14 protein-coding genes are annotated in these 23117 nt (G+C 44.1%); 11 read left to right on the top strand and 3 right to left on the bottom strand.

Annotated elements, in window-relative coordinates:
- Positions 1 to 243: 243 nt before the first annotated feature.
- The 6 genes from BLS69_RS13870 (at position 244) to BLS69_RS13845 (ending at position 15364) form a co-directional block, all read left to right on the top strand.
- Entirely contained in the window at positions 244 to 8292 is an 8049-nt protein-coding gene (locus BLS69_RS13870; protein WP_091032381.1) for an immunoglobulin-like domain-containing protein, read from the top strand.
- A gap of 276 nt (positions 8293 to 8568) precedes the next feature.
- Positions 8569 to 9378 (top strand): alpha/beta hydrolase, encoded by an 810-nt coding sequence (locus tag BLS69_RS13865; RefSeq protein ID WP_091032378.1) that lies wholly within the window; start codon positions 8569 to 8571, stop codon positions 9376 to 9378.
- 44 nt (positions 9379 to 9422) lie between these two features.
- Positions 9423 to 9950, top strand: a complete 528-nt coding sequence (locus tag BLS69_RS13860) for a MarR family winged helix-turn-helix transcriptional regulator (protein ID WP_091032375.1) — start codon at positions 9423 to 9425, stop codon at positions 9948 to 9950.
- 174 nt (positions 9951 to 10124) lie between these two features.
- Entirely contained in the window at positions 10125 to 11474 is a 1350-nt protein-coding gene (locus tag BLS69_RS13855; protein WP_091032373.1) for an FAD-binding oxidoreductase, read from the top strand.
- A 185-nt stretch (positions 11475 to 11659) separates the two neighbouring features.
- A complete protein-coding gene (locus BLS69_RS13850; protein ID WP_091032370.1) occupies positions 11660 to 14350 on the top strand; it encodes a winged helix-turn-helix domain-containing protein in 2691 nt (896 codons plus the stop codon).
- A gap of 93 nt (positions 14351 to 14443) precedes the next feature.
- On the top strand, positions 14444 to 15364 hold the full coding sequence (locus tag BLS69_RS13845) for an NAD(P)-dependent alcohol dehydrogenase (protein WP_091032367.1): 921 nt from the start codon (positions 14444 to 14446) through the stop codon (positions 15362 to 15364).
- Between the two features lie 225 nt (positions 15365 to 15589).
- Here BLS69_RS13845 and BLS69_RS13840 read toward each other — a convergent pair whose 3' ends face one another.
- From BLS69_RS13840 to BLS69_RS13830, 3 genes are all read right to left on the bottom strand, one after another.
- Positions 15590 to 15886: a putative quinol monooxygenase gene (locus BLS69_RS13840; protein WP_017689458.1), complete on the bottom strand. Its 297-nt coding sequence runs from the start codon at positions 15884 to 15886 to the stop codon at positions 15590 to 15592.
- A gap of 97 nt (positions 15887 to 15983) precedes the next feature.
- The gene (locus BLS69_RS13835; RefSeq protein WP_091032364.1) at positions 15984 to 16634 is read right to left on the bottom strand and encodes a nitroreductase family protein; all 651 of its coding nucleotides are present in this window, start codon (positions 16632 to 16634) and stop codon (positions 15984 to 15986) included.
- Positions 16635 to 16663: 29 nt separating this feature from the next.
- Entirely contained in the window at positions 16664 to 17083 is a 420-nt protein-coding gene (locus BLS69_RS13830; RefSeq protein ID WP_074094402.1) for a MarR family winged helix-turn-helix transcriptional regulator, read from the bottom strand.
- Positions 17084 to 17475: 392 nt separating this feature from the next.
- On the opposite strand from BLS69_RS13830, the gene BLS69_RS13825 reads away from it, so the two are divergent.
- The 5 genes from BLS69_RS13825 to BLS69_RS13805 all read left to right on the top strand — a co-directional run bounded on the left by BLS69_RS13825 (position 17476) and on the right by BLS69_RS13805 (position 22814).
- A complete protein-coding gene (locus tag BLS69_RS13825) occupies positions 17476 to 19077 on the top strand; it encodes an AraC family transcriptional regulator (protein WP_091032361.1) in 1602 nt (533 codons plus the stop codon).
- Between the two features lie 108 nt (positions 19078 to 19185).
- Positions 19186 to 20169, top strand: a complete 984-nt coding sequence (locus tag BLS69_RS13820) for an ABC transporter substrate-binding protein (RefSeq protein ID WP_091032359.1) — start codon at positions 19186 to 19188, stop codon at positions 20167 to 20169.
- A 29-nt stretch (positions 20170 to 20198) separates the two neighbouring features.
- On the top strand, positions 20199 to 20981 hold the full coding sequence (locus tag BLS69_RS13815) for a hypothetical protein (RefSeq protein WP_143023575.1): 783 nt from the start codon (positions 20199 to 20201) through the stop codon (positions 20979 to 20981).
- Positions 20982 to 21213: 232 nt separating this feature from the next.
- A complete protein-coding gene (locus BLS69_RS13810) occupies positions 21214 to 21735 on the top strand; it encodes a TetR/AcrR family transcriptional regulator (protein WP_091032354.1) in 522 nt (173 codons plus the stop codon).
- A 119-nt stretch (positions 21736 to 21854) separates the two neighbouring features.
- Positions 21855 to 22814: an NAD-dependent epimerase/dehydratase family protein gene (locus BLS69_RS13805; RefSeq protein ID WP_091032351.1), complete on the top strand. Its 960-nt coding sequence runs from the start codon at positions 21855 to 21857 to the stop codon at positions 22812 to 22814.
- Positions 22815 to 23117: the final 303 nt, after the last annotated feature.

Here is a 23117-nt window from a genome sequence, read left to right as displayed (position 1 = left end):
CATACATGTAGATTGCTTCATATGAATGGTGTTGCAGTCTGCATCAATTTCAAATTGCAATAAAAAAATCCACATTATTAACAAGATAGTACATTGAATTGAAAGTCTTGAATACGTAATATGAGAAGAAATGTAAGCGCATTCTTTTTAAGGTGCTTCTCTATTTCCTTGAGCGAGGTGGTCTAGTTTTAAAGGTGAGAAGGGGTTGTATGCTTCTGAATATTAACCGAAGGGGAGAATGCTATGCGAAAGCGGATTTCAATCATAATGTTAGCTTTTCTTTTGACCTTTAGTAGCTGTTTTAGTCTTGTTCTGCCATTTAGCAATCAAGCTTCAGCGGACACAATAACACCAACGATGTTGGCGCATTATCCATTGCTTGAGGATGTACAGGATATATCAGGTAATAAAAAGCATGGAACGGCCGTAGGAAATATTACGTACACCGATGGTCTCACTCTACCTGGGGGAACAGATAGTAATACGAACTACGTTCAGCTTCCTACGGGTTTGTTTGATCATCAAGAAAATACAACGATTTCTGTATGGATCAAGAGCAACACGGGGAGTGGGAACTACTCAGCATTATTCTACGGTACGCCAGCAGCTGGCAATAACTTGCCAACAAATTACTGGATGTTGAATCCATCGAATCCAAGTGGTGATTTTAAGTCAGTATTTACGAATAGCAATAATGTTGACCAGCCTTGGACGACTGAGGTAGGGGTATCAGGCACTTCTACGTCACAGTACAAAGGTCAATGGGTTCACTATACGACGGTTATTACAGAACGCTCTATTACAGGTTATATTAACGGTGTTCATATAGGCACGACCGCCAAAGAGAAAACAACAGCAAATTTTGGTACGGATTTGCATGCTTACATCGGTCGCTCCAATTATTTAGGGGATGCTACTTTTGCGGGCAGCTTTCAAGATTTAAGAATTTACGGAGAGGCACTAAATAATGAAGATATCGCTGTAGTATATGAACAATCATTTAATGACAAGCAAGTACAAAAAGGCAAAATTGAGCTAACGTTAGGTGATATATCGGCAGTTACAGAATCTCTTGAACTACCTACTGAAGATAACAATGGCGCAATGATCTCATGGACTTCTAGTGATGAGAGTGCGGTTAGTCCAACTGGTGAAGTGTTCTTACGAGAAATGGAACAACAAGTGACGTTAACTGCAACCATTTCTTTAGGTGGAAGCCAGGCAACGAAGGAGTTTATTGTTACCTTACTACCTAAGGATGACTCTATTGAGCAGATTGCCGTTAAGAATGTTTCGCTTAATGAACCTACATTTATTTTATCAGTGGGGGACAGCGAAACATTAGTGGCTACTATTTCACCTTCAAATGCAACGAAAAAAAGAGTTATCTGGACATCTAGTGACTCCAGTGTAGCGATTGTCAATTCAACGGGTAAAGTTACAGCTGTTAGTGAAGGTACAGCCACAATTACGGTACAGACGGAAGATGGAGAGTTTACAGCTACATCAGCCCTTACCGTTAAGGGAAAATCGCTAAAAGATGATCTTATTCTTCATTACAACATGAAAACGACCGAAGAAGTAGACGGTCAACTCGTACTGAAGGATGTTGCCAACAAGGCAGTTACATTTGACGGAATATTTAGAAATCCAAACAATGGACAATTCATTTCAAACAGTGAGGTTGGCTTTATTTCCTTCAACGGTGGAAGCTCTACATCTAATAGTGGACATGTTGAGATTTCTAAGGGCTCAAATGAACTAGATCTACTACACGGTCTGAATGAGATTACAGTATCTTCAATCGTGAACTGGACGAATGATGGTACGAATCGCTGGATCTTCGGTTTGGGTACTGTATTAACACCAGAAACGAACAAATATTTCTTCGTAACACCACGTCACGGTAGTGGACCAGGTAATATGATTGCTACAGGTATCTCCAAAAATGGCTGGCCAAACGAAGCATTAGTTACAGGTAGCGCAAACTCAAACCTGATTGGCGGGCAGTGGAAGCATGTAACGGTGTCCTTGTCCCAAGCTAGCAATAGGATAACGTTATTCGTGGATGGAGTTAAGGTTGCTTCAGGTAATGCGAAGGGACTAAAGCTGTCAGAAATTATTAATTCGGATGCTCCGTTCTCTGGTTTTATCGGTAAGTCAATCTTCTCAAACGATCCGTATCTTCAAGGTAGCGTAGCTGATTTTCGAGTATATGATCGCGCGTTGACGGAGCAAGAAGTAGGCGAGTTATATCAACAAGAGGGAGCAACTCACATCTCAAAAATACGTCAGCTCACTGTTGATGATGCCGCGAATCAACTTGACATCAGTCGTTACTTAGGTGAAGGCGATAAGAGCACCGATAAGATAACGAGAAACGTTACATTACCGACAAGCGGTAAAAACGGCGTGAGCATTACTTGGAGTTCTAGTCATCCTACTGTCATTTCTAACCATGGCACTGTACAACGTCCAGCTGTTCAGGCAGGTAATGTTCAAGCAGAGCTTACGGCCACTTTAACGTATCAAGGCGTATCGACTACAGCTATATTCCCTGTTACGATCTTGAAGCAATTCGATGATCAGCAGAAGGTTGATTTAGATGCTGAACAGATAGAGATCTACAATGCTGACAACGTTAAAGGGAACTTACGTCTTGTCACTACAGGTGAACAAGGCTCCACAATTACATGGGTATCTAGCAGACCGGCAGTTGTTAAAGGAACGGCTGAAGCGGCTGGTAACGTTACACAGCTAGGTTGGGTAAGCCGTCAAGCTACGGATACGCCTGTTACGCTAATAGCTACAATTACGAATGGTGCAGCTTCTAAAGAGCTTATGTTTAACGTTACGATTAAACAAGCAATTGCGCCAGTTCAGCTTGATGCTTACTTCTTTGCGTACTTTACAGGTGAATATGAGGGTGGTGAAGAGATTTCCTTCGCTACAGCTGAAGATCCATTGTTCTGGAAAGCGCTGAATAATGGTAAGTCGATCCTTCAATCCGATATGGGTGAAAAAGGACTTCGTGATCCATTTGTTATTCGGTCACCAGAAGGTGATAAATTCTATATGCTGGCAACCGATTTGAAAATGGGCGAAAGTACAAATTTCGACCAAGCTCAAATTACGGGTAGTCATTACATGATGATTTGGGAGTCGGAGGATCTCGTTCATTGGGGCGAGCAGCGTATGATCGAGGTTGCTCCTAAGACTGGAGGAAATACATGGGCACCAGAAGCAATCTACGATCCAGTAACTGGAGAGTATATCGTATTTTGGGCATCATCGATGAAAAACACAGAGACATATGGTGATTATAACGGAAGACCGGAAGGTCAGTACAATGTGATGTACTACGCAACAACAAGAGACTTCTACAACTTCTCTGAGCCAAAGGTCATGATTGATGAGTCACTTCCAACCATTGATACGACGTTTATTGAGCATAATGATATGTTGTACCGATTCACCAAATCAGAAGTGAATACTAAAGTGTATGTGGAGAAAGCACCAACTTTCTACGATGACAAGGACGGTATTGCAGCAAACGGCCTTCAATACGACGCAGTTCCGGGTACACGTGACAATAAACTTGGCTTGATCGGAAATAATGGAAACAACGAAGGGCAAACGATTTTTAAAGATAATAAAAAAGACAAATGGTATCTGTTCCTTGATTCATGGCCATATCATGTCCGATATACAACAGATTTGGATAGTAGCACGCAATATATTAACAATGTATTAAGTAGTGATCAATATGCACTTCCGCCAGGACCACGACACGGAACGGTAATTCCAATCTCACGTGCAGAGTATGATGCTTTGCAAGAGAAGTATGCATGGAAAGGTCCAGCACCATCAACAGACCCGGTTGTACATTACTCATTTGATGCAAATACAGTGAATGGTACAACGTTGAACGACATTTCTGGTAATGGCCATCACGCAACACTAGTAGGTGGAGCAACGATTAATGAAGAGGATCGTATCGGTAAAACGGGTGGTGCACTAGAGCTTAATGGATCAACAGGATATGTGAAGCTGCCAGATAACTTGATTGAATCTTTGAATCTTGAGAAGGCTACGTTCTCTACATGGGTTCAAATGGACAGAAATCAAGCAAATCAAAGAATATTTGATTTTGCTTCTGAAACAGGCAGACAGGTTAACCGCAACACCATGTACTTGAGCACACAAGGGGATACAGGTAGTTTGGAGTTCGCTGTCGTAACACCTTTTACAGAGAAATTTAGCAATGACAGCACGCGACTAGGATCAGAATATAAATATGCGGTGAGAAATTCTGGACTATTACCAACGAAGACTTGGCAGCATGTTGCCATTACAATGGATGAATTTGATGCAGTATTGTATGTGAATGGTCTAGAGGTTAAACGTAGCTCGACATTTAACGTTGAGCCGCGAATGTTACTGGAAACAACGATAAATTATATTGGTAAATCGAGAAACGGCTCTCATAGTCTATTTGATGGTAAATTGGATGATTTCCGTATTTATAATCGTGCATTATCCGTTGAAGAGATTGCAACATTAGCTGATGAAGACGTTACTCCTCCAGTAGAGCAGCCATCCGGGGCAGAGCTCATTCTTCACTACGATATGAATGATATCGATGGTGCCGCGGTTATTGACCAAACAGGAAATTTCAACGGAAAATGGATGAATCCGTCTAAAGCAGAATGGATTCGTACACAAGATGCCGGTGTACTAGGCTTTACTGGTGGCACAACTAACTCTTATGTAGAGCTGCCACAAGGAGTTCTCGATGGATTAACGGATATGACCGTTTCATCCATTGTGAACTGGAGCGGTAAAAACGCTGCGGAGTGGTTGTATGCATTAGGAAGACCAGACAATAACACGCACTATACGTACTTCACACCACGTTATAATGCTAACGGTCTAGCTCGCCTTGGTATCGCGACGAATGCTTGGAATAATGAGTCATCAACTTCTACCACAGGCTTAAAGAATAATGAATGGAAAGTAGTTACGACTGTTGTTTCAGGCACGGATGGTACACTAACGCTTTATATTGATGGTGTTGCAGTTGCATCAGGCTCAACGAATGGGATGACACTAGAACAAATAAAAAATACTTCAGGCAGTAGTGGATATATCGGTAAGTCATTCTATCCAGCTGATCCATACTTCGGTGGTATGATTGCAGACTTCCAAATCTATGATGGTGCTATGACTGCGGCAGATATTACATCACTTAAGGCCCATTCAGATCAGAAGATTGCTTTAATGGAGGGCATGCTTGTATCGGCAGCGACCGAGAAATTAACGATTAATGATCTTCTTGCTTCTAATGCATCAAAAGATGCGATTATAAGCAATGTAACATTGCCAACATCAGGCGCTTATGGCACAACAATAAGCTGGACTTCAGATAAGGAGAATGTCATCTCCACTACAGGTGCCGTAACTAGACCAGCTAATGCAAAAGGTGATCAAGTTGTAACGTTAACAGCAGTATTTACAGAGGGTACAGAGACAGTTAACAAAACTTTTCAGTTGACGGTTAAGGCATTGCCAAACGATGGCACTTCTGTAGATGAAGCAAAAGCAGCACTAGTCGTTCATAACATTAATGATGTAAGAGGCCATATCGAATTACCAACATCCGGACTATATGGAACAACAATTACTTGGGCTTCTGTACAAACAAACGTCGTTTCAGTTACTGGAGAAGTAAAACGTCCGGCACACGGTAGTGGAAATGTAGACGTGAAGCTTACAGCTACGATTACATTAAATTCAGCATCCACGACGAAGGAATTCATTGCAAAGGTGAAGGAACTGCCTGCTGATGAAAATTATGCGGGATACTTTTTCACATATTTCACTGGAGAAGGTACTGCAACAGGCGAGCAAGTTTACTTTGCACTAAGTAACGGTAATGATCCGTTGGACTGGCGAGAATTGAATAATGGTAAACCTGTATTGACCTCTACCTTAGGGGAAAAGGGTGTACGTGATCCGTTCATTATTCGTTCGCCTGAAGGTGATAAGTTCTACATGATCGCTACCGATCTGAAAATTAACGGCAATGGTGACTGGGGTAGAGCACAGACATGGGGCAGTCGTTCCATTATGGTTTGGGAATCGAATGATCTAGTCAACTGGACAGATCAACGCATGGTAGAGGTTGCACCGGAAGAAGCGGGTAATACATGGGCACCAGAAATTATGTACGACAAGACAACGGGTGAATATATCGTATTTTGGGCATCAAGAATGTTTGAGGATGCATCTCATACAGGCAGTGCTTATCAAAAAATGATGTATAGCAAGACAAGAGATTTCTATACGTTTACTGAACCGCAAGTATATTTGGATTATGGATATTCCATCATTGACACAACGATGATTGAGCATGAAGGAAAAGTGTATCGCTTTACGAAGGATGAGCAAAACAACGGAGCTTCTGCTCCATTTGGCAAGATGATCTTCCAAGAGGTGGGTGACTCGATCTTAGATCCAACCTTCAAGATGATTAATCAAGGCGTTGGTAACATCAAATGGGTCGAGGGTCCAACGATCTTCAAATCGAATACAGATGAAAAATGGTATTTATTCGTAGATGAGTTTGGTGGAAGAGGTTATGTTCCATTCGAGACAACCAATCTTGCATCAGGTGTCTGGACATTAGCTTCTAACTACAACTTACCAGCTAGTCCGCGTCACGGAACGGTAATTCCAATTACACAAAGTGAGTATGATGCACTCAACGGGAAGACCGTACCCGTTAGCGGAATTAGCTTGGGCAAAACAACGTTGTCCATCGTAGAAGGTCAATCAGGGCAATTGACAGCTACGGTAGCACCAGCTAATGCAACGAAAAAAGCAGTAACATGGAGCTCAAGCAATACAGCTGTAGCGACTGTAAGTGCGACAGGTCAAGTAACAGCGGTGGCACCAGGAACAGCAAGGATTACAGTAACTACAGTGGATGGTGGTTTATCATCCAGCGCTACGGTAACGGTAACACCATTGGTTGATGGAACACCACAAGCACCAGGCAGTGGTAATGGAAATGGTGGCGGTGACGGTAACATCCCTGCACCTACAGTACCAACAGCTCCAGGTGGAAGTGAGCCAGTGGTCATGGACAACGGCCAAATAAATATTAAACCAGTTGTAAATGAGAGCGGTACTTCTGAAGTGAAGTTAAGTGCGGATACAATGAAGCGTGCGCTTGATCAAATGACAGGCGGTAAGTTACACATGCGAGTTGAAGCTGATGCAAGCTTGAACGGGCTAACGATTGAGCTAGCCGTAGATCCGCGTTTAACAAGTGGATCTTCTACGGTAGATCGCATCGAGATCAACACAGGCTCTGCAGTCGTAACCGTGGCAACCGAACTGCTTGGAACAGGAACAAATGCGGGGAAAACGTTAGGATTGTCGATTAAGAAAATCGCAGCTAATCAACTGCCAGCTGGCGCCCCAGCTCAGCTGAACGGTGAAGTCGTATACGATATCGAGCTAACGATGGATGGTAAGAAACTTGCAGAGTTTGATGGCAGAGATGATCTCGTGATTGAATTGCCATACACACTAAAGGCTAACGAAAATCCAAACAACGTCGTCGTATACGATGTGAAGGACAACGGAGAGTTAAGAGTGGTGACGAATGGTAAATACAATGCAGCGACAGGAAAAGTAGAGTTCAAGCCAACGTATCTGCGCAAGTATACGGTAGCGTATGTTGCAACGAGCTTTAAGGATGTGACCCAAGACTGGGCGAAGGATGCAATCTCAGCATTGGGAGCAAGAGGCATTGTGAAGGGTGTAGGCGACGGAGAGTTTAATCCGAATGGTCGAGTGACACGAGCAGAATTCATCACCATGCTGATGAATATGTTTGAGCTATCGGATGAGAGCGCAACGACAAGTTTTAGTGATGTGAAGCAAGGAGAATGGTACCATGGAAATATCGCAACCGCGCAGAAGCTGGGGATTGTGAACGGGAAACCAAATGGAAGATTCGGAGTTCATGAGAACATTACGCGAGAAGATATGGCGGTTATGGTATACAAGGCGATCCAAATGAAGCAACTAGCGTTAGTAAGTGGTGAAGTTACAGCCTTCAAGGATGAAGCAAACATCGCAAGTTATGCGAAGCAAGCGGTAGAGGCAATTCAGGGAGCGGGCATAATAAACGGTGTAGGCAACGATGAGTTTGCACCGAAGAAGAATGCTAGCCGTGCAGAAGCAGCAGTGATGATCTATAATGTGTTGGGTTTGATGTAGACACGTTAAGTATAGGGCAGTTGCTATTGATTCACTCTGATAATAAAGTTGGGCGGAAGAACTTTTTCCGTCCACTTTTTTATCTGTTTAATCAGTGAGTTTTGTTTGAAAACGCTTTAAAATTACTGTGGACAACAGTTATGTCGGATGATATATTGTTTCTGTGAGAAACAATATTATTTTTAAGTGAAATAATAATAAGCGTGTCCATGGTAGGGCGGAGGAAATGATCTCTCGGAGCTTAAGCTTGGACATCACAAAAAGGACGGGGAAACGATGACTAAAATTGAGACAAAGATTCAATCCTTTGACGGTACACAGCTTTATTTCAGCAATGATACAGTAGAAAATGCAAAAGCCGCTGTCGTTATTGTACACGGACTAGCTGAGCATGCAGGGCGCTACGATTATGTGACAGAGAAGCTGAGCCAGCGCGGGTTTAACGTATATCGGTTTGACCATCGCGGTCATGCCAGATCGGAAGGACAGCGTACATTTTATAAAGAATTTGATCATCTTATTGAAGATGTTCATGTCATTGTCGAGGCGGCATTGCAAGAGAGCGGAGATCTTCCGCTGTTTGTCATCGGACATAGTATGGGCGGTTTTGCAACCTCATCCTTTGGAACGAAATATCCTGGCAAGGTCAAAGGCATCGTGCTATCCGGAGCGCTCACTCGTTACAATACAAAAGTTGCCGGAGAACTGCCGATGGATCTTCCTACAGGCACGTATTTCCCAAATGAGCTGGGCAGCGGCGTATGCAGCGATCCTGAAGTTGTATCCGCTTACGCGAAAGACCCACTGGTTGAAAAACAGATCTCTGTAGATTTATTTAACAGCTTGGGAAATGGCATAACATGGCTCAAGGAGAACGCCAAACAGTTTACAGATCCCGTGCTTGTACTGCATGGAGCCAATGATGGACTGGTCAGCGAAAAGGATTCTCGTGACTTTTACGGCGATATCGCTTCGACGGATAAAACACTCAAAATATATGCTCATCTGATGCATGAGATATTTAATGAACCAACTCGTGATGATGTTATTGAAGAAGCAATTACATGGATTGAAAAACGAATCTGATTTCAGTAGAGTAAGAGAGAATCTGAATATGAAAGGGATTACTCATGAAATTAGATTGGATGGGCGACCATCGGGAACTGATTGAGAAAATTATAAAATACGGTAATGCGTACTCAAACACTTATAAGCTGCAGCGAAGTTATGGTACAGACATGATGTTCTCGGCTTCACAGATTCAGACGCTGGAATACATTCTGGAAGCCGAGGACAAAGAAGAGAAGATGTCGGAAATGGCGGCACGCCTGGGCGTAAGCCGCAGTACATTTTCCAAGAACGTGAAGAATCTGACGGAAAAAGGCCTGCTCGAAAAATTTCATTTAAGCGGTAACCGCAAAGACATATACGTCAAACCTTCGCCGAAAGGTCGCGAGGTATATGCGAAGTATACCGAATTTGTAAGGGAGCTTTGCTTTGATGAAATTTTCAAGTATGCAGATCAGATTTCAGAAGTGGATAAGCAGAACTTTGTTCGCATCATGGATTTATTTGCCGACGTGCTCGTCTGGTATGGTGAAAAAGAACAGGAAGCACGCAAGTTAATCAGAATTGATTCCGATTCGGGCAGCGACTAGTTTCGAGATAAAAGGGATTTTCCTCAAGGCTGTTCTGTGGCCTAACTCAATCCGAAACACGAACCTTGAAATTAAGGGCACCAGCCCATTCCCTCCGCGAATGTCCGTCATACAGTATAAAGTGCTTGATGCAGTAGAGGCTGTAGGACGATTATTCAGCAGGGAGTGGGACGTGTGAAATCATCAACAAAGCTAACCGGACGGGTTATTTACAAGGGTGATCCAGGATATGAAGCCGCGCGCAAGAACTGGGACCCGCATACCGACAAATATCCTAAAGTTTTTGTTTTTGCCCAAAAGACGAAAGATGTTTCCAACGCTATCCGATGGGCTCGTGAAAATAATGTACCGATCAGGCCGCGAAGCGGCAGGCATGCACTTGAGGTTAATCTTTCACAGGTTAACGGCGGAATTGTAATTGATGTGAGTGATCTGAATTCCATCAAACTTGATAAAAAAAATGGAACGGTTGTTGTTGGAACAGGAAACCGAGTTGGAAGAATTGCGAATACCCTTGCCAAGCAAGGTTTCATAGCTCCTTTTGGTGACAGCCCTACTGTAGGGATCGGTGGAATTACATTAGGTGGGGGAATTGGACCTCTCCAGCGTACCATCGGTCTTATCAGTGATAATCTGCTTGAGGTAGAGATGGTGGACGCCAAAGGAAAAGTGATTCGGGCCAATAAAAATCGTAATGCAGATCTCTTCTGGGCCTCTCGGGGAGGAGGCGGTGGTAACTTCGGAGTATACACCCGCTACAAATTCAAAGTGCGCCGTGCTCCAGCGAAGGCGACTGTATTTAAAATCACCTGGCCATGGTCTCAATTCGAGGAGGTACTTAAAGTATGGCAGAGGTGGGCTCCCTCTGTGGATACGAGACTGGGCAGCGAGTTGTCCATCGGACCGAAAAAGGGTGGCAACGTCCTTATGGAAGGGCTGTTCTTAGGCTCTAAAACAGAGGCTCTCCGTTTATTACAGCCAATTACGAGTGTTGGCAAACCGACAAGTTCCATTGTTCGTTTGTTACCTTACACAGAAGTTGTGAAGTTCTTATTACAACCTGATCCGACCGAGACTCAACGGTATAGCAACCAGTTCTCGTCCGGTTTTGGACGAAAACCATTCCCCGACAAAGCGATTAAATCGATGCGCGCATTTTTGGAGAACTTGGAAGAGGGACCAGGCGGGTTCTATTTCCTCAACTGGGGCGGAGCGGTAAGTCGCAAATCACCTAGATCTACCGCGTTCTTCTGGCGCAAAGAGAAGTTCTATGTGGAATGGACCAGTACGTGGCTCAAACCATCCCATGCCGCCAAAAATATTGCACTCGCTCGTAATACTCGCAAGAAATTGCAACCATACATTGTGGGTTCCTATATCAACGTTCCAGACCAAGGGATCAAGAATTCCGGTCCAGTGTACTATGGAGCCAACTATGCCAGACTGCGGAGAGTCAAAGCCAAGTATGACCCGAAAAATGTGTTTAACAATCCGCAAAGCATCACGCCGGCTCGGAGAGTATAAGGTAGAGCCATTCATTTATACTAGCAGCTAGTGCTAATCAGAAGTTAAATTCATCTATGTACTACTAATAATAAAGACACGTCTTTTATGGCGTGTCTTTTTGATTTTTATGGTAGTATAGATGCCAAAACGATATATGAAACGATACAGTTGCTGTTCGAGACCCTTGAATGGAGGTTTGGCTCATGTATGCACCGATCTTATCTACGAAATTAACCATTCCAGTTCAGCGCTCCCATGTAGTCGATCGTCCCCGCCTGTATGTCCGTTTGGGCGAGGGGATGCACGCTAAACTTATACTGGTCTCTGCTCCTGCAGGATCAGGAAAAACACTACTAGTCAATCAATGGGTTAAGTCTTCTTCAATAGATACTGCTTGGCTTTCGCTGGAAGAAGCGGATAACGATCCTTCACGTTTTTTGACATATCTATGTGCTTCGTTACAGACGATTGTCCCCCAACTTGCTGAAGGAATCATGGGATTTGTTCAATCTTCCGAGCCGCCACCTCTCGAGACCATTATTACATACCTTCTTAATGAAGTTTCTGAAATAACAAATCATTTTGTACTTGTTCTGGATGATTATCATCTCATGGCTTCAGAAGTGATCAATCAAGCGCTTGTCTACTTACTGAGGCACATGCCCCCGCATATGCATATCGTCATGACTACGCGTCAGCAACCCAAGTTACCTTTGGCTCGACTACGGGCAAAGGGGGAATTGATTGAAATACGTGGTAGTGATCTACGTTTTACTTCTGCCGAAAGCAGTGAGTTTTTGGATCGGGTCATGGGATTGAAACTTTCAGAGGAACATGTCGCTCTCCTTGAAAAACGAACAGAAGGCTGGGTTGCCGGGTTGCAGTTAGCGGCCTTATCCATGCAGGGTTATTCTGATCCAAATCACTTTATGGAAACGTTCAGTGGCAGGGACCCATTTGTACTGGACTATCTAATGGAAGAAATATTACAAGGGCTAACCGAACAGGTACAGAACTTTTTGTTGAAAACGTGCATGTTGGATCGATTATGCGGTTCATTGTGTGATGCGATCTTTGATATAGATGAACCAAAGGAACATGAATCCGTTGATTTTACCGGACAGGACATGTTGGAGTGGCTGGAGCAAGCCAATCTTTTCATCGTTCCCCTAGATAATGAGAGGCGATGGTATCGTTACCATCATCTGTTTGCAGATTTATTGCGTACAAGAGTACACCAGAATTCAAATTACGCCGGCTCAGCTGAGACCGATCTGTCTGTTACTGAGATACATAAGCGAGCGAGCATCTGGTATGAGAAGCACCAAATGGAGCTGGAGGCTTTCAATCATGCTGTAGCTGCGGCAGATACTCATCGTGCATCGAATCTGTTGGAAGGTAAAGGTATGCCACTTCTTTTTCGCGGGGGTGCTGTTCCTGCCTTGCAATGGTTGAGTTCTCTATCCTCAGCAGAAATGGATTCAATACCTTCCCTATGGGTGATGCATGCGGCTGCGTTATTAGTGTCAGGACATATGATAGACGTGGAACCCAGATTGCAGTCTGCTGAACAAGCGTTACAAAATACGGAACCTGAAAAGATCAATTCTGATCTCATCGGACATATCGCTTCCATCCGAGCCACGCTGGCTGTCAGCCGGCACGATGCGGATACAATTATTACGGAGTCACTTCGAGCACTCAAATATTTGCATCCTCATAATCTGCCCATTCGTGCAGCAACAGCTTGGACATTAGGATATGCATACCAGCTTCAGGGAAAACGTGTGGAAGCCGAATTGTCCTACGAGGAATCATTAGCGAACAGTACCAGGATCGGACATCATATCATCACGATGATGGCGACACTGGGCATGGGGAATATGCAGGAATCCAACAATCAGCTACACCTGGCGGCTGAAGCCTATCAGCAGGTGATACATATGGCAGGTAAGCCACCGCTGCCCATTGCATGTGAAGCCCATTTGGGTCTGGCGCGAGTTCATTATGAATGGAATAACCTTGATGTGGCGATGTTGCACGCTCAACAGAGTGTGCAGTTGGCACATCAATTTGTCCAGACGGACAGGGTTGTTGCAAGTGAATTATGGCTCGCCCGAGTGACGCTTGCGAAGGCGGATCTTCATAAAGCCGCTATCATGTTAGGTAGAATCAACGAAACGGCCCAACGGTTAAATTTTACAAAGGTGATCCCTGATATTACTGCTGCATACGTTCTTGTGCTCCTTCGTCAGGGCGATCTGAAAAAAGCAATGCGATTATCATGGGACAGAAATCATGCGCTTAGTCAGGCCAGAGTATTGCTGAAGCAGGGGAACACCTTGGAGGCACTTGGTATGATGGAATCCTGTCTTCGCTTGGCCATAACCAAAGGCTTCAAGGATGAACAGCTCAAGGCAACAATCCTTCTGGCGGTTATCCATGAGGAACATGGAAATAGAACACAAGCTATGGAGCTCCTGACTGAGGCAATGATGATGGCAGAGCCATCAGGCTTCATTCGTGTATTTGTAGACGAAGGTGTTGTTGTGTACAGCCTTTTGAAGAGGATAACAGCACGCGGTGACTCACGTTTATATTTGCTTCAATTACTGGCTGCATTTGATGAAGCTGAGGACAACAGAATAGAAATGATTTCGGAAGAGACAGATGTATATCCGTACGTTTCTGAACTGCGAATTGATCCGTTAAGTGTGAGAGAGCTCGAAGTATTACATCTCATTGCGCAGGGAAGATCCAATCGGGAGATTAGTGAGATACTTCATATTGCACTGCCTACCGTGAAAGGACATAACCGGATTATTTTTGACAAAATGCAGGTGAAGCGACGAACCGAAGCAGTGGCAAAAGCACGTGAATGGAAACTCCTGTAACGGGTGTATCTTTGAAACGATACTTTAGTATCTAGGGGCCGAACCCACTTCCAGATATACTCTTGGCAAACAGGAACATGTGGGGGGAAAGATATGAGAGCTATCATATGTACGAAGTATGGATCACCAGATGTGTTGCAGCTTAGAGACATAGCGAAGCCATCACCCAAAGATCATGAGATTCAGATTAAAATACACGCAACAACTGTAACATCCGGGGACTGCAGAGTTCGTGGTTCCAATGTTCCGTTTCTGTACTGGGTACCGATGCGTCTTTTTTTGGGATTCCGAAAACCTCGAAATTCGGTCCTGGGCGTAGAGTTGGCAGGAGAAGTTACGGCGATTGGCAAGGAAGTAAAGCAATTTAAGTTAGGTGATCAGGTGTATGCCATCAATGGATTGTCTTTTGGTGCCCATGCTCAGTATATATGTCTATCCGAAGAGGATCCAGTCGCTCTGAAACCGCTCAACGCAACGTATGAGGAAGCAGCAGCAATTCCGTTCGGTGGAACTACGGCCTTATATTTTCTGCGCAAAGGAAACATTAAACGGGGAATGAAAGTGCTCATCTATGGAGCTTCGGGAGCCGTAGGAACTGCTGCTGTACAGCTTGCGAAATATTTTGGAGCAGAAGTGACGGGGGTATGCAGTACAACGAATGTGGAGTTCGCGAAGTCACTTGGTGCCGAGCATGTTATAGATTATATGAAGGAAGACTTTACAAAAACAAGTCAGCGGTATGATCTGATATTGGATGCAGTTGGCAAAGTCTCGAAAGGTCAGTGTCGGCACCTATTGGCACCTAACGGCACATATGTCACTGTTGAGGGGCAAGGCATCGCAAGGGTCACTGCAAAGGATCTGCTACTTCTTAAAGAGTTGATGGAGGCTGGTGAGATGCAAGCAGTGATTGACAGACGTTATGCCTTGGAGCAAATTCAGGAAGCTTATCGTTATGTGGAAACAGGGCGAAAGAGGGGAAATGTCGTGATTACGGTCAAACATGAGAACTAAACGACGTCATACACGGGGGATGATCTTCTAATGGAAATGATTTAGCTCCCAATCAGCTATCTTAGTCAATCTGAGGATCGTAGAATTACTGGTTTTGCTGAAAGAACATTTTATAAGGCCAACCAGTAATTACTGGCTAACCTGATAATACAAAAAGCTGCCCTCGGTCATATGACCAAGAGCAGCTTATTCACATGCAAGATACGCATGGCAGTTAATGAGCTATTAAGCTTTAACTTGTTCTCCAGCAAATACTTCAACGTTCATTGGAGCGGCCATGAATGCTGCTGCTTGTTGAACAAAAGCTTGGAAATGCGCGCTTGTGTTGTGGGATGCTGTAGCAGCTTCATCTTTCCACAGCTCGATCATCGTGTATTGTTGTTCGCGTTCTGTGCTTTTTGCCAAATCGTAGCTGATGTTACCTTCTTCTTGACGTGTAGCAGCAATCAGTTCTTTCGCAGCTGCGAGGAATGCTTGCTCTTGATCCGGTTTAACTTGCAGATGAGCGTGAATGATAATCATAATGTAAAACCTCCATATTGTGTTTGTTTGGAATGTGTTAAGAATGTATGCTTATTAACTAGTAAAATCGTGACTTACAGGGAAACCGTCCCTGATATTATGCCCAAGTTGTGATTGTTTCTACAGGCAGACGGTAGGATGGGTGACCTTCTTTGGCCGATTTACCGATCGAGATCAGCATAACCGCTTGATAACGCTCTTTGTCCATGCCAAATGCTTCTGCAATTTGATCTTTTTCGTAACCACCGATTGGGTTGGTATCATAACCGTGAGCACGTGCTACAAGCATTAATTGCATGGAAGCAAGGCCAGCGTCGATCATATTAACTTCGCGAATAGCGGAAGCAGGCATACTTTCATAATAAGGCAATACTTTTGAGAGTTGCATATCTTTGACTTCTTGTGGCATATAACCGAGTTCTACAGCTTTACCAAAAATTTCTTCCATATGTTCCGCGTTTTTCATGTCAATGAATACGCCAATGACTGCGGAGGAAGTCAACACTTGATTTTGATTGAATCTTGCAAGTGGAGCAAGTTTTTCTTTACCTTCAGCCGTATCTACAACCAGAAAACGCCAAGGCTGCAAATTGATCGAAGATGGTGCACGGGAAGCTTCTGCCAGAATTTCAGTCATTTCTTCACGGCTGATTTTTACTTCAGGATCGTAAAGCTTAACAGAGCGGCGGCCGTAGGTAATTTCGTTAAAATCATTGGTTTTTTGGAATTTGCTTTGAATTGTACTCATGAATGGATCTCTCCTCTATATATATGGGTTTAGAAATTGTTCTGCATACGTTCCAGGAAATCGGCGAGTGATTGAACTTCGTCTTCACTAAAATCCTGTAAAATCTGGTTGATAAAATTGGTCTTCTCTGCTTTGTAGCCTTCAATCTGCTTCCGACCGTGGTCCGTCAAACGAACAAAAGTGACCCGATTATCATCGGGATTCTTACGTCTTGTAACCATCAGGTCCGCCTCAAGCTGTTTCAAGTGGCGTGTAATCGCAGCACTATCAATATTAATGATTTTCTGCAGCATGGATTGGTTAATCTCATCCACCTGATCCAGCTCATGCAGAATTTCAAAGCGAGAGGAACTGATACCTGTACAGCGTTCAAACTTGGGACTGATTTTATTACCCAACACGTTCAACAGATTGATGATTTGTTCTTCTTTGGAAACAATACGTGTCATGACTAGACCTCCCGGGTGAATCTGAATCATGAACAACGGCGTATGTTAACCAATGATTAATATTGCAGTATACAATGCCATTGCCTAATGATTATTTGGATGCTCTCGATCATTGATGTATCAATATTTGATGCGTCAATCATTGATGGCTCAATTAATATATCATGCCTTTTATGATTTTGCAACAGGTTAGAAAATGTTGCTGATTCTAGCGTTATTATCCCGCTACGTTACATTGTAGTCCGTATAGGATGTCCAAATAGATAAGTTAATATTGATTGTTTATGTTATTGAGAATTGTTATCAATCTATCTATAATTAAATGAAAGGCAAAAAATATGGTTTAATCAGACGATTACAGGGTTCGATCCAAACAGGGAGGTGACGTCATCATGGAGGAAAATGATTGGATTAAACAACTGGAGCAACTACATTTCTCTGCTGTCCACGTCTGCCATTACTCTAGCAATCCGGGGGCTGTTCAGCGTCGGATCTGGAAAAGGTTCGCCCTTTGCAGGGTCATCGCTGGCAAGGGATCTTTGTCTATGGATAACAATGTACATACGGTGTCTCAAGACGAGTGGTTTTTGTTGAAGCCAGGAATGCATGTGGAGTTTCAGACGGATTTGCAAGCACCTGTTCGATATCAGATCATCTTATTTTCCTGTGTGGCGCTTACCCGGAGTCGCAATGCTTGGTATACCGAGCCGTTTGATGTTCCTGTGACGGGCAAACTTAATGTTCCTTCCAATACACGCGATATTCAGGAGATGATGGATACCCTGGTGAGTGGAAAGTACTCCATCACGAGTCTGGAAAAGACACGCAGGAAACATCTTTTGCATCAGTTGTTGATTCAGTTAATGATGCACGTGAAAGAAGCAACTCCCCCTGTAGCAGGGATGGATTTGGCACTTGAGTATATGACGCATCAGTATACGGAAGACATTCGAATTGATCAGATGGCCCGCATGGCAGGGCTTAGTGTGAATCATTTTATAAGAACATTCAAACGGCAATTAAATATGACCCCGAATGAATATATACTGAAACTACGTATGGCAAAGGCCAAGCGACTGTTATTTTCTTCAGATAAAATCAAGGAAATTGCGGAGCAAGTGGGTTATAAGGACGAGCACTATTTCAGCAGAGTTTTCAAGAAAAACGAAGGAATCGCCCCAACGTTGTATATGAAAAATAAAGTGAATCGCATTGCCACCTTGTATTACGGGTTGGACGATTATGTGATAACGCTCGGTTTGAGGCCAGTATCCGCTTTATCCTATGGTCAGAGGGTGGCTCGTCATATTGCCATACCTGCGCTTCAAGCACACAGTCATCAGGGACTTATCCTGGATAGCTTCAATCAGAACTATGATGATTTGAGGCGAGTCCAACCGGACCTGATCATTACAAGTGATCGTTTGGAGCCAAATGACTCCCTGCATCGTATTGCGCCTACCACCATGCTGGAGCACACCAACCATTTTGGCGAGAGGCTTCTGTATATGGCGGATATTATGGGCCGCACCGAGCAGGCTGTACAGTGGATAGAACAACATGCTGAACTGAGCCGGGTTCTTCGAGGGCGCATTCAATCGAGGTGGGGGAAACAGAGTGCCATGTTCATCCGGGTGACTTCTCATTTCTACCGAATGTATGGATTGAATAATCAGACAGGGGCCCTGTTGTATGATGATCTGGGATTTTATTTGCCTCGTGATTTTCCGGAACAACAGTGGGCTGTAGAGAGTAAAGTTCGCGATTTGCATTTATACGACGCGGATCATGTGTTTGTAATGGTCGATCCCACAGAAGAGGCACGTGCTCAACTGAGGCAATTGCAGCAATCCAGCGCATGGTTGGCATTAAAGGCTGTTCAAGTAGGCCATGTATATAATGCAGGAGATATTTTCTTCAAAACGCTGGGTCCAACCGGACGCATGTGGGCCATGCGATATGTGGCAGAGCAACTTGGGGTTACCTTACGGTGATATTGTGCAAGAGAAGAGAGTGGAATAATCCATGGTAAGCCTGTACGCTTTTCCCTACTATAGTGATAATGATTATTATTATTAAAGAGTAGAGGGGATTCACTACAAATGGTAAGACAGAGAGCAGCAACGATGATACTGTTGGCCCTGCTTGTGCTTGTTCTGACGGCATGTAGCAAGGCATCAGAAGTAACGGAAGCAACGCCTCCGCAACAGGATACACCTGTGGAAGAGAGTGGTACGCAAACGATTGAGCATCTTAAAGGAAAAGCGGTTGTACCGCAAAAGATAGATCGTATGGTGGTATTATCTGCTGCTTACATCGATCACATGTTGACGATTGGTGAGAAACCAGCAGGCGTTAATGTAGAAGTTCGTTACGGAGGAGATTATTTGCCTTACCTTGCAGATCAGCTTGCCGGCGTTGCAACGGTAGGGTCGGCAGATAGTCCTAACCTGGAGGCTATCCTTCAGATTGATCCGGATGTCATCGTTGTTGAGAGTCGAACTGCGGAGAGTACGTATGAACAGTTGGAGAAAATCGCTCCGACGATTGTACTTGGTACTGAATGGCTGGATTATGCAGATGATACAACTTATTGGACACAGGATCTGTTGACCATTGCCGGGATGTACAACAAAGTGGATCTGGCAAAAGAAAAGATAGCCGAGGTAGAGCAGCAGACGCAGCAACTAAAGGCGAAGATCGAACAACTGGATCAAAAAAAGCTGGCTTATCTGCGTGTAAGAGAGAAGACCTTGCAGATTTACGCGGCAAAAGGACATCCAACCAACACACTTTTGTATCATGATCTTGGATTTGTGCCAACGACTGTGACACCTGCCGAACAACGTGAGGACCTGTCCATGGAGAAAATTGCAGATGTGGATGCTGATTTCGTAGTTCTGGAGATTGACCCGAATGCCGATGAGTATTTAAACAACATCAATGCAAGCTCACTCTGGAAGGGAGTACCGGCTGTTGGTGCAGATCAGGTCTATACGACAGATTCGTTCTGGTTGTTTAAGGGCTGGGGAGCAATTGGGCGAAGCGAGATTATCAACGAAGTTGAAGACATGATTAATAGATGAGACGTTATCTAAGACATGATTTTTCAGAGATGTCTGAAGCATTACAGCAATTTTTTGTGACGACGATTCGAGTGGACTGCGATGATTCCAAGTATCCTATTCGTGTGAAGGATGTGCTGAATGATGAGAAACGAAACTCGATATTGCATGAACAGGCTGTGCAGCAAGGGCTTCAACTGGGCGGCAAAGGAAGTGTGGCCGTCGGTACACTTTTTGCCAAACGTTACTCCGTATTTGTTATGTCCGTAATCTCAGCATTCAGTCTATACGATACTATACTTAGCATTGCAGACGATGATGTGCGGTTTGAATTGAATGGAGCAGGTGGCATGCGATATGAGACTCGGCTGAAGAGCTCCTTTCTGGAGGGTGGAGATCCTGTTCAGCGCAGATCAGAGAGCGGCTTGCTCAAGAAGAGAATGCTGTTACATCTGGAACCTGTTCTGCGAGCAGTAGCCGTTAGTACAGGAGCGAGCGATAAGGTCATGTGGTCTCTGGTTGCCCATAATGTGCAACAATTGTATGCACGAATGATCAATGATCGGAGCATTTGGAAGACAGATGAACGGCTTGAACAGATCAAGGAAGATCAAAGCATATGGCTTGACAAACAACAAAATGAAAATGCATTTTCATTTGCCTTCGAGCTGCATCGCTTTGATCATCCCAAGTGGCAGGGACCGCCGTTCCTGATACGCCGATATTGTTGTTTGGCATATCAGGTTGGGAGCGGCAGTCACGCACATGGATATTGTAATAGTTGTCCGAAGCTGGATTCGGAATCCCGATTGCGCAAACTTCTCCATCAGTGAACAGACACTCTTGTAATGCATGGTACGAAACTGTTTCAGACAATCCATGTTCTCTTCGGTTTCCAGTGGGTAGAATCTATGATCGACAAGCTACACCTGCAGCGGCTTGAGCCAGCGTCTGCGGGTTTGTTGGCTTTGTACAAGGTCAAGATACCTTTGCATTGAGGGATAGTATTCGTTATACTTCAAGCTATTGATCAATTAATCACTAACTATTGGAGGGCGGATTATCATGGCTAAGGAAACAGTAGCGTCAGTTAACCGGCGAAATGATATTATCTCTGCAGCAATTGACGTCTTCGCGGAAATTGGCTATTATCGTGCGACTACAGCCCAGGTGGCTGAACGGGCACAGATCTCGCAGCCGTATATATTTCGTTTTTTCAAAACAAAAGAAGCTTTATTATTAACTGCAATTGAGGTCTCATGGACACGGGTGATTGATTCGTTTCGAATTGTGGTGGAGACGGCGACGCCAGATCAGTTAGAGAATGATCTCATAGAAGCCTATGATAAGATTCTGGAATCGCACAAGAGCGAAATCTTGCTTCAGATGCAGGCGCAAACGATCCGGGAGGAAGTCATTCGTCAGGCCATGCAAAAAGGCATTAGTGATGTACGAAGTATGGTACTGGAAGCTTTCACCGTTGCAGGAATGGCTGAACCGCTGAAAAGAACCATGATTTTTCTGGCAATCGGGATGTTGTGTAATGTATCTAATGCACTGGATATGCCGGAGCTGAAGGAACGATAGAGGGGGAGGGAAAGTCCCTTTTTGAATTTTAGTTATTGATCAATCACTAATTATGGTTTATATTGTTTTCAGGTAAGTAATTGATCAATAACTAAATGGGTGAGAGAGGTCGATCTACGATGAAAAGAGCTATTGTGATTGGAGCGACAGGTGGAACAGGTGCAGCAATTACGGAAGAATTAATTAAAAGGGGTATTGTTACAATTGCATTTGGGCGATCCCGTCAAAAACTGGAGCAACTTGCGGTAAAGTTGGGATCACCGGATCACCTGCAAATTGCAGTGGGAGATGCATTTCGGTCGGATGATATTATCGCTGTTTCCCAAGAAACGGATGTCATGTTTCATTGTGCGAATGTCCCTTATAACGAGATGGAGAGCAGGCTGATTCCGCTCGGCGAATCTGTGATGGCGGCGGCAGAACACTTGGGTCTGAATGTGGTGGTAATAGACGGAATCTACCCCTATGGCAGAAGACAAATGAAGGAAGTAACCGAAGAACATCCGAAACAGCCACATACCCGCAAAGGCAAGACACGACTTGCCTATGAACAGATGTTATTCAGCACAAGATGGAGCAGAGCTCAGGTGATGATTGTTCGCTTGCCAGACTATTATGGCCCAACGGCCAATCAGGCTTCCTATCTGGGTTCAACCCTTGAAGCGATAGCAAAAGGCAAGATGGCTTTTTTTATCGGGAATATGAAGGTGCCAAGAGAGTATATTTATTTACCGGATGCTGCGGTCATGGTGGTGGAGCTGGCAAGCAGAGAGATGACGTATGGACAGAATTGGAACATTCCTGGATCGGGGATCATCTCGGGTCATGACATCGTGCGATTGGCACAGAAGGCTGCTGGAAGAAGCAAACCTGTGATGGCGTTAGGAAGAGTGGGATTGTCTTTGATTGGACTAGGTGTACCCGTTATGAAAGAAATTGTAGAAATGTTATATCTGACCGAGGAACCCCTGATCTTGAGTAGACAGAAGTATGTGGAACGGATTGGCCCAGTTGTGGCAACATCTTTTGAAGAAGGAATTAAGTTGACGATTAAGGAGTTGGAGTTGCGGGGGGAGTAGAGGGGAATATATTTTTTTGAAGAAAAGTAATTGATTGATCACTAACTTTGAAGGTTTCATAGGTATATTGAATAGGGGGCGCACAAAGCTAGTCCCGGGCATAGAGTGTACTATTGTAAAATGCGGGGATTTGACGTGGTGTACAAGGAGGGGGGATTTTCTTGTGAGCGGTATGTCCAAAAGGAAACGCAAAATTTCCTCAATCAGTACAGGTAAACGGAAAGCAAAAAAAGCAAAAAAACACTCTATCCCAAAGAAGAAGAGTAAGTCTTGTAAGAAAAGCAGACGTAAATGCAAAAAAAA

The sequence above is a fragment of the Paenibacillus sp. CF095 genome (assembly GCF_900101225.1).
Lineage (GTDB): Bacteria > Bacillota > Bacilli > Paenibacillales > Paenibacillaceae > Paenibacillus.
Note: the sequence above shows the minus strand (reverse complement) of the source record. Positions and strands in the feature narration are given on the sequence as shown.